Raw genomic sequence first — 5,060 nt, forward strand, 5'->3', positions numbered from 1 at the left:
GTGGCGGGCCGGCGGGGCGCCGGGGCTCGAAGGCCGGGTGCACTGCACGATCAGCGCATTCGGCGCGGGGCCCGTCGACGGCAGGCCCGTCACGGATCCCGACTCAGAGGACCTGCTGGTCCAGGCGCTGTCCGGGAACATGGACCTGACGGGCTTCGAGGGCGGCCCGCCCTGCGAGTCGGGCATCCCGATCGCCGACCTCGGCACCGGTGTCTACGCGGCCATCGGTGTCCTGGCAGGCGTGGTCTCCGGCGGCGCCCGCCGGATCGAGGTCGCCAAGATCGACGTCGCCGTGGCCCTGCTGAGCTATATGGCCGTCGGCTACTTCGCCGACGGCGAGGTGCCCGCCCGGGTCGGGACCGGGCACTCGACGATCTTCCCGTACAACTCGTTCGAGGCCGCCGACGGCGAGGTGGTCGTGGCCCCGTTCACCGCTCGGTTCTGGCGCAACTTCGCCACCGCGACCGGTCGCGCGGACCTGGCGGGAGACGATCGCTACCGCAGCTTCGCCCGTCGGCTGCGGGCCAAGGAGGAGCTCCTCGCGGAGTTCGTGCCGATCCTGCGGGAGCGCACCGTCGAGGAGTGGGTGTCGACCTTCGCGGCGGCGGACGTGCCCGCGGGACCGGTGCTCACCCTGGCGGGTGCGCTCTCACTGGAGCACACCGTGACCCGCGGAATGACGGCGTCGGTGGCGGCGCCGGACGGCGCGGCGGTGCCGACCGTCGCCTCGCCGTTCCACCTCCACGGGCCCGACGGGACCCGGTTCCGTCCGGCCCCCGGCGCCGTGCCCGAACGCGGGGCGGACACCGCCGCGGTGCTGGCCGGGCTCACGACCGACGACGAACGGACCGCCCGATGACCCCTCCGCTCGCCGGAATCCGCGTCCTGGACCTGACCAGGATGTTCGCCGGCCCGTGCGCCACCGAGGTGCTGGCCGACCTGGGGGCCGAGGTGGTGAAGGTCGAGGAGCCGCGGATCGGCGACCCGACCCGGCGCAACCTGCCCCTGTGGGGGGAGGAGAGCGCCTACTTCATGTCCCTCAACCGCGGCAAGCGCAGCGTCACCCTCGACCTCAAGACCGAGGCGGGCCGCGCCGTCCTGCTCGACCTCGTCGACCGCGCCGACGTCCTGGTCGAGAACTTCCGGCCGGGGGTCATGGCGAGGCTGGGGCTGGGCCACGAGGTCCTCGCCGAGCGCCGTCCCGGGCTCGTGTTCTGCTCGCTGTCCGGCTTCGGCGCGACCGGGCCGCTCCAGGACAAGATCTCGTTCGACCTGGTCAACCAGGCCATGGCGGGGATGATCGAGCTGACCGGTGAGGTGGACGAGCGGCCCGCCCGGATCGGGGTGCCGATCGGCGACATGGCCGGTGGGCTGTACCTCGCGCTCGCCGTCCTGGCCGGCCTGCGGGGGCGGCAACACGACGGCAGGGGGTGCTGGGCCGATCTCGCGCTGCACGACGTGCTGATCGGGCTGCTGTCCGACGTCGCGCAGCACCACCTCCTCGGTGCCCAGGACACCACGCGCACCGGGAGCCGTGCGCGGGACACCGCACCGCACGGCCGCTACCGCGCCCTCGACGGCTGGCTGGTGCTCTCCGCGGTCCGGCCCGAGCACTGGGCGGCCCTGACCCGGGTGCTGGACCTCCCGTGGGCGGCCGAGGACGAGCGCTTCGCCGACGCGCGGGAGCGCAAGCGGAACGAGCAGGCGCTCGACGAGGTCCTCGCCGAGCGGCTCGGGGGCGCGGACATCGCGACCTGGGTCCGCGAGCTGACCGCGGCGGGCGTGCCCGCCGCCCCGGTGAACTCGCTCAAGGACGCGTTGGAGTCTCCCCTGGTCCAGGGCCGGGGACTCGCCTTCGAGTCGACCCATCCCGCCGTCGGCAGGGTGCGCAACCTCGCGTCCCCGCTGCTCGTCGACGGTGTGCGCGCCGGCACCGGGGCCTCGTCCCCCGTGCTGGGCGCGGACACCGATGCGGTGCTCGCCGAGCTCGGCTACGACGACGAGGCCGTCGCACGGCTCGCCGCCGACGGGGTGGTCCGCCATGTCTGAGCAGGATCGGAGGTCGACGTGGAGCTGAAGGTCACGACCGTCGACGTCGCGCAGAGCGGCGTCGCCACCGTCACGCTGAACCGCCCCGACCGGGGCAACTCGTGGTCGGCGCGGATGCATGCCGAGTACCGGTGGATCATGGCCGAGCTCGAGAAGGACGACGCCGTCCGGGTCGCGGTGCTCACCGGCGCGGGGCGCGCGTTCTGCGTCGGGGCGGACTCGAAGGCGTTGTCCGGCTACGTCGGTGGCGACGGTTTCGACACCGGGCTCCCGAAGGCCGCCGCGACCCCCGGCCACGGGGTGCGCCGCGAGTTCGACGCGGACGTCACCTGGCAGCTGGGTCTGCGGTTCCCCCTGGTCTGTGCGGTCAACGGGGCCTGTGCGGGAGTCGCGATGGCCATCGCGGCCTTCTCCGACATCCGGTTCGGGATGCACGACGCGAAGGTCACCACAGCCACGCCGAAGCTCGCCATGCCCGCCGAGTACGGGCTGTCCTGGATCCTGCCCCGGCTGGTCGGCCTCACCCGGGCCGCGGACATCCTGCTCAGCGGCCGCATCCTGCGTGCCCAGGAGCTCGGCGAGATGGGCTTCTTCAACCGGGTGCTCGGCCCCGACGAGTTCGCGGGCGCCGTCACCGAGTACGCCGAGCAGCTCGCCGCCCTGTCCCCCAACGCCACCACGGTGACCAAGCGCCAGCTCTACGACGACCTGCTCTCCTCGAACCCCGCCGCGTCCGTCGACCGGAGCAAGGAGCTGATCGGCGAGCTCATGCGGCATCCCGACTACGGCGAGGGCGTCCGAGCGCTGATCGAGAAGCGCGCCCCGAGGTTCGGCCGGTGAGCGCCGTTCCACCGCCGTCGATCGTGGGCGTGGCCGAGCGCGCCCCGGTCCGCGACACCGGTGACGAGACGGACCTGACCCTGTCGGCGTCGATCGCCGTCGAGGCGCTCGCCGACGCGGGGCTCGGGCTCTCGGACGTCGACGGCCTGCTGACCCACCCGATGGACGTCGCGAGCAGGTTGGTGCCGTCCACGCTCGGCGAGTACCTCGGGATGCGGCTGGGGTACGCCGACAGCGTCGACCTCGGCGGCGCCACCGCCGTCGGGATGCTGTGGCGGGCGGCGGCCGCGATCCGGGCCGGGATGTGCTCGGTCTGCCTGTGCCTCACCGCCGTGCCCCGCACCACCGCGGGCACCACCCATACCGGCCCGACCCGGCGCACCGCCGACCTCTCGCCGTGGCGCGAGTTCGACGTGCCCTACGGCAACATCGGCGCCACCGAGGGATACGCGATGATCGCCATGCGCTACGAGCACGAGTTCGGCGACACCGCGCGGGCGCGGGCCGAGATCGCGGTCGCGCAGCGGGCGAACGCCGCCCACCAGCCCAAGGCCTACTTCTCCGGGCGCCCGCTGGACGTGGACGAGGTACTGGCCTCGGAGCTGATCGCCGACCCGCTGCGGAAGCTGGACTGCGTGCTGCCGACCGGGGGCGCGGCGGCTGTCGTCGTGGTGCGCGGCGACCTCGCCCTCCGGGCGCCGCGCCCGGCGGTCCCGATCCTCGGCGCCGGCGAGGCGGTCACCCACAAGACGATCACCTACGCGCCGTCGCTGACCGACACCGCGATCAAGGACTCGGCCGACCGGGCCTTCGCGGCCGCCGGCGTCGCCCGCTCCGCGATCGGCCTCGCCTCGCTCTACGACTGCTACACGAGCACCGTCCTGCTGACCCTCGAGGACGCCGGGTTCTGCGCGAAGGGCGAGGCGGCGGCGTTCGTCGGCGACCACGACCTGACGTGGCGCGGGTCGTTCCCGCTGAACACCCACGGCGGGCAGCTCTCGTTCGGCCAGTCCGACGTGGCGGGCGGGATGAGCCACGTGACCGAGGCCGTCCTCCAGCTCCAGGACCGCGGGGAGGGACGCCAGGTCAGGGACCTGCGCTATGCGTTCGTGCACGGCAACGGAGGGATCATGAGCGAACAGGCCAGCGTCGTCCTCGGGGTGGTTGTCTCGTGACCGCCGACGTGCTCCTTCCCGCGGAGGCGGCGTCATGACCGGCAGGCCGACCCCGCACCCCTCCCCCGTCACCCGCCCGTTCTGGGCGGCCTGCGCCCGGCACGAGCTGACGATCCAACGCTGCGGGGGCTGCTCCTCGGCCGTGTTCTACCCGCGCCCGGTGTGCCCGGTGTGCGGGTCCTCCCGGCTCGACTGGGTCGCGGCGACCGGTCGCGGGACGCTGTACAGCTACACCGTCGCGCGCCGGGCCACCCACCGGAGGCTGGCGGACCGGGTCCCGTACGTGATCGCGATCGTCGAGCTGGACGAGGGGCCCCGGCTGACCTCGACGGTGATCGGGACCGACCCGGCGGACCTCGCGATCGGTGTCCGGCTGCAGGTGGACTTCGAGGACGACGAGACCGTGAGCTTCCCCGTGTTCCGGGTGGCGTCGTGAGCGTCGTGGAGGTGGAGGTCGCGGGTGGGATCGCCACGATCACGCTCAACCGGCCGGACAAGCGCAACGCCATGAACCCCGAGATGGTCGTGCGCCTCGCCGACGCCTGGACCCGCGTGCGCGAGGACGCCGACATCCGCGTCGCGGTGCTCACCGGCGCAGGCGCGGAGACCTTCTCCGCGGGCGGTGACCTCCGCAGCCTCATCACGCTGCTCACCCGTTCCCGGGGGCCCGAGGACGAGTGGGACGAGCGGCTGCTCGCCGACCAGCGCGGGGTCATGAACACGGCGATGCTGCGGACCACCGAGTACCCGAAGCCGATCGTGGCCGCGGTCAACGGGCTCTGCTTCGCGGGCGGCATGGAGCTCGCGCTGGCCGCGGACCTCCGGGTGGCGGGCGAGCACGTCCGGTTCGCCCTCAGCGAGGTGCAGCGCGGGCTCATCCCCGGCGGCGGGTCGGTCGCCCGGCTGCCGCGCATGGTGCCCGCGGCGATCGCCAAGGAGCTGCTCATGCTGGGTGAGCCCGTGTCCGCGCAGCGGGCCCACGAGGTCGGCCTGGTC

Annotated in this window: 6 protein-coding genes; all 6 read left to right on the forward strand. The window is 73.6% G+C overall.

Annotated features, from left to right (window positions below; translation table 11 throughout):
• Window positions 1–859 (forward strand): CaiB/BaiF CoA transferase family protein (locus tag H5J29_RS20405; RefSeq protein ID WP_181782654.1); only part of this gene is annotated, 859 nt, incomplete at its 5' end.
• Window positions 856–2,049, forward strand: a complete 1,194-nt coding sequence (locus H5J29_RS20410; protein WP_181782655.1) for a CaiB/BaiF CoA transferase family protein — start codon at window positions 856–858, stop codon at window positions 2,047–2,049. The genes H5J29_RS20405 and H5J29_RS20410, both read left to right, overlap by 4 nt.
• Window positions 2,050–2,067: 18 nt before the next feature.
• Entirely contained in the window at window positions 2,068–2,889 is an 822-nt protein-coding gene (locus H5J29_RS20415; protein ID WP_181782656.1) for an enoyl-CoA hydratase-related protein, read from the forward strand.
• Window positions 2,886–4,064, forward strand: a complete 1,179-nt coding sequence (locus H5J29_RS20420; RefSeq protein WP_181782657.1) for a thiolase C-terminal domain-containing protein — start codon at window positions 2,886–2,888, stop codon at window positions 4,062–4,064. The genes H5J29_RS20415 and H5J29_RS20420 overlap by 4 nt, the downstream gene beginning before the upstream one ends.
• Window positions 4,065–4,098: 34 nt before the next feature.
• Entirely contained in the window at window positions 4,099–4,500 is a 402-nt protein-coding gene (locus H5J29_RS20425) for a Zn-ribbon domain-containing OB-fold protein (protein WP_181782658.1), read from the forward strand.
• The coding region (locus tag H5J29_RS20430) for an enoyl-CoA hydratase/isomerase family protein (RefSeq protein ID WP_181782659.1) at window positions 4,497–5,060 on the forward strand (564 nt) is incomplete at its 3' end. The genes H5J29_RS20425 and H5J29_RS20430, both read left to right, overlap by 4 nt.

This window comes from Pseudonocardia pini (assembly GCF_013870575.1).
GTDB classification, from domain to species: domain Bacteria; phylum Actinomycetota; class Actinomycetes; order Mycobacteriales; family Pseudonocardiaceae; genus Pseudonocardia; species Pseudonocardia pini.